At 52.1% G+C, this 4,415-nt stretch carries 1 protein-coding gene; it reads right to left on the bottom strand.

Going from position 1 to position 4,415, the window contains the following annotated elements:
- Positions 1–4,377 (bottom strand): LamG-like jellyroll fold domain-containing protein (locus tag ASC50_RS05380; protein ID WP_158648490.1); only part of this gene is annotated, 4,377 nt, incomplete at its 3' end.
- Positions 4,378–4,415: the final 38 nt, after the last annotated feature.

Genomic DNA, 4,415 nt, shown 5'->3' with positions numbered 1-4,415 from the left:
AATCTTAATAACATCGCCATCACAGTAGAGGCGATGCAGGATGCTACTTTCAGTATTACATCCACCATCGCTGAAAATTCTGCGCCGGTGAGCATTGCTATGGATGCGGAAATAAACATGGGGCTTTATGAGTTTGTTGTCGGCGCTCCGAGTGGCGACGGGGTGTCGCGGTTGTCGACCACGATGACCACCGGCGGACGTTCCTATTATTCGGATAATTTTGGTGCGACAGGCTTGGAAGCCTACGTGCTGGGCGGCTCGTCCACCGGCACCGACTTCCGGACGACAGCACCTCCGAAGGTGGATTTTGTGCTCCACGACCCTCCCGGCACCAGCAGCTATGCCTATATCAATGCAGGAACGACTCTGGTGCACACCGAGTTTGATTCGTGGACAAAAGGCTCGTTCATGACATCTAAAAATACCCTCTCGCTCGGCTATTCCACGATGATGGTGCTGGGGGTTATAGGCACGTCCGCCTCCGCTTATGGAACAGGGGGCATGGGATTGGAGAGTAACCAGGTGTCGATGGGCAATGGCTCTACGCAAACGACCTACAAGTTCAACCGGAACTTTTCCACGATGGCTAACCCTGCTCTTATGGGCGAAGGTGCCGATGTGTTTGTGGGCGATGCGGGCGATGTTATTAAGATTGATATGGTATTCGTTCGCAAACAGACCAAAACCATACGTCTGACCTTGCCGGAAGACCGGCTTGCCAAAGGTGTAAAAATTGTCGTCGTCCGGTTCCAAGTCCAAATTCACCAGCACGAGCGTTGTGTCGGGCAAAACATATTCTTTTTCACCAAAATAATCAACAAACTCACCGGACGTTTGTTCTTCGTCATCCCACACCCACTGCTGCAGGCTGTAAATCGGTTCCGGATGATAATGATAGCTCCACTCCTTGTGGTAGCGGATGGTGTCGGTGGTTTCCACATACCGCATCTGACCGCCCACCATGACCGAATCGCCCCAAGTGAGCGTGCTTTTTTTCATCTCGGCGGCATCGGCAACGGGTGCATCGCGCAGGTCGAGCCTTTCATGCCCGTTATAGATGGTGACATCGCCAAATGTTTTGATGTCGCGTATATCATACACTTCTGGATACAGCGAAGCCACATATTCGCCGGTGAGGGGGTTGACATAAATCGTCACATCATTGTCCTTAATTCTCATCTCCGTTACCTCTTGCTTGAACCCATCAAACTCAAAACCGTCGGCTTCCAATTCAGCTAAGTCCAACAAACGATTAACTTCATCGTCATCAAAAGAGTCTATGTCCTCTGCCAAAAAGTCGTCCAGATATCTCTCCAAATCAAAATCACCGTTTTCATCCAAATAGGTCAGCGGGATTTCGTTGTCCTGCATAAATCGTGCGACATCAAACACCCCGTTCTCGTCCTCATAGGCTTGCATACTCAACTGTTCTTCTGCGGTGAGAGGCGCATCCCAATCAATCGGGGGACTGTTCAGCCATGCTTCAAATTCCGGGTCTACCTCGTCGAGAGAATCGAGATAGGCATATTCCTGCGCTTCCACTTCGGGGTCGTCCAGCCACTCAGCAGGGTCGCCTTGAGCGCTGATATAACCTTCTGCATCCAAACCAAATTCTTTGGAGTAAAACTCACCAAACCCTCTGGAATTTTTGTGTATTATTTTATCCCAATCCACCTCGCCGTCGGCATCTACATATTGGGCAGGCCAATCCTCGGCAAATTCCTCTTCTTCTTCGCCTTCTTCTTCTTCTTCGTTCAAAATTTGTTCCACACTTGGGTTTCGCAGCCACCCGCCTTTGTCGTGCAGAACGAAGATAGTGGTGTCGCTTCCCATACGCAACAGAGACTGTTGCTTAGCCACAGCAGTAAACACTATTGAATCCACCCCGAGATTGTTTTTGCTCCAACCAAAGCCCGGAGGCGCACCGGCTGCCAGCGTTCCCCCCACAATATGCCCAACCACCTTCACGCGCGTCCGGTCATAGAAATGCACGCCGGAGCGGTCGCTCTGATAATCAAGATTTTGTCCGGTAGTCAGCGACAGGGCTTTGCCGTCTTTGGCAAACCAGTGCCCCGGCTTCTCCACCCTAAATTCGTGCACGCCGACAGGCACTTCCAACTCGTAGGTACCATTAGCAGCGGTCGTTATCGGCTTCCCGTTCGACAAACACTGGTTGCCGTCTATCGTGAACGTACAACCCTCCACCGGGTAATTACCGCCTTCATACATGACCTTACCGGATACCTTAAACGATGATTTATCTTCAAAATCCGCATTGTTATAAATATGGTTGGCGGCACTGAAATGGTACGCTCGTGTGGTTGGCGCAAACAGGTGTGCACTTGAGCCTTCGCCCAAATTCGGCGTCAGCGTAAACGAGGTGCCATCGCCCGCGTAGGGGATTGTGTTGAGGATATAGGAACCGTTCACATCGGTAATGGCTCTGTTTGCCAACAACGCCGCATTGGGAGCATTAGTTAAGGTATGGAAATCGCGTTTGGTATTGCTGCGGACGGCGCCGTGATTTTCGTTGAATGTGGTGCCGCTGGCGGTGGCTGAGGCGTCATAGACCTCATCGTCGCTGAGCTCGTCGAAGCGGTAATAGACTTGCAGGTCTGCTTCTTTACCGGCTATGAAGCGCCCGTAATCCTGTTTGATTTTGGTCGGCGGCAGAGCTTTTTTCCAGATGCGGACTTCGTCCATGAAGCCGGTGAAACCGGCTACCGAAGCCTTGCTCTTGCCCAGATAAATGCTGTCCGCGGTCGCGCTCGCGGCGGCGGCAGTAACCGTGGCGGTGGCGGTTGCCACCGAATCCCCGTTGATATACAATCGGGCGGTGCTGTCGGCAAACGTGACCGTAACATGCGTATATTGGTCTGCCTGCAACCATGCCGTGGTGGGCAGGCTCAGGAGAAAGTCGGTAGTGCCGACGGTGAGCGTGAAGCTCTCAGAACCATTGGCTCGCACCGCATAATGTCCGGCATGAGTATAGAACAGCGAGGTGGTAGCCTGCACATCGTGCGGCTTCACCCAAGCCTGAAATGTGAACGCAGCAGGCGACAAAGCGCTCGCCTTGATGGGCGTTGTGATGTAGTTTTGATGGTCGCTTGTGAACTCGAAAGCTTTGTTCGGGGCTTCCGGTGTGGTTGTAGCGGTAACCGTGGCTCCCACCACGGAGGTGGAGCCGCTCTTAAAGGCAATTTGCCCGATGACTGTTCCGTAAGGCTGCTTGTAGCCGGTGGAATGTTTTTCGCTGTGTTCTTTGATATCGCCATCGCAATCCGTCACGCCCACCACTTTATAGTCGTAGTAGATGCCTTGAACGGCCGATTTGTCTTCGTACATGTAGTTGGTAACACTGCCGGACGGTATTTCGGCGAGTGACTCTGTCGGTGCTCCGGCAAGGTTCTTTATCGCGCGCGACAGGCGGAAGCTCTTAAACCGATGCCTCGGTGTCATGTCCCACTTCACCAGCACCTTGTCGTCATAATAGCCTTTGGAGGCACTGAGATTGGCGATGGCGCCAATGCTGTTCAACCGCAATTCCATAAACAGAGTGCCGGTCTTAGCAAAAGGCTGCCCGTATTCGCCGATACCACCGACGTCGTCACCACCATCGAACATGCGAACTTCGTAATAGAAGGGGGTGCAGTCCACGGTGAATGAATCGACCCACTCCACCGTAGTGGAACCGGCCGCGACAGGGCGCTCATGTACTTGCACTAACGGTTTAGTGCCGTCTTTTCTGTAGATGCGGCACCGGTAGTTGGTGCTGAAGCGCCCGTCATTCAATGTCCAAGATACTTTTACGGTGGTGCTGTCATGTTCCTGAATTTCCGCCGTGGCAGGGGTTGCTGCCACTCTATCGGTGTTAAACGTTGCAGACCGTGTTACATTGTATTCGGCTTCCTCGTGGTTAAACGCACCGCGCGTAACGAGAAACTCATACTCTTTGGTGCCCTCGTCCTTGTCCGGATAAGGAAAGGTGACAGAAGGATTTGTTTCGGTGGGGTCGTATGTTTTCACGAGTCTTTCATCGTTTTCATTCTTGACATCAGCCCAATCACCATCTTTTCGCCGCCACTTAATCTTATAGTCGTCTACTATAGACTGCGCAACGCCGGGAGGCATCGTCCATGTCAGGGTTACTTTTTCATTCGCAGGCGTCACCTGCAAACTATTTTCGTCCGGGCAAGGGTACGCCGGAATGATATATATGTCGGACTCTTTAGATTGGTCCCTCCCCCCTGTGTAGCCGCTTTGTGAAGTGCAGGAAATTTCATCCTCAAAGGGCAGCTTGTAATAATCCGTGCGCGCCGTCTTGACTTTCAACTCTATGTTTTTGCTGTATTGATCCCGGGTACATAGTGTATCCATACTATTCTCCTGAGCCGCGACGGGTTTGGGTGAACCCG

This window comes from Candidatus Symbiothrix dinenymphae, from assembly GCF_001431085.1.
Note: the sequence above shows the minus strand (reverse complement) of the source record. Positions and strands in the feature narration are given on the sequence as shown.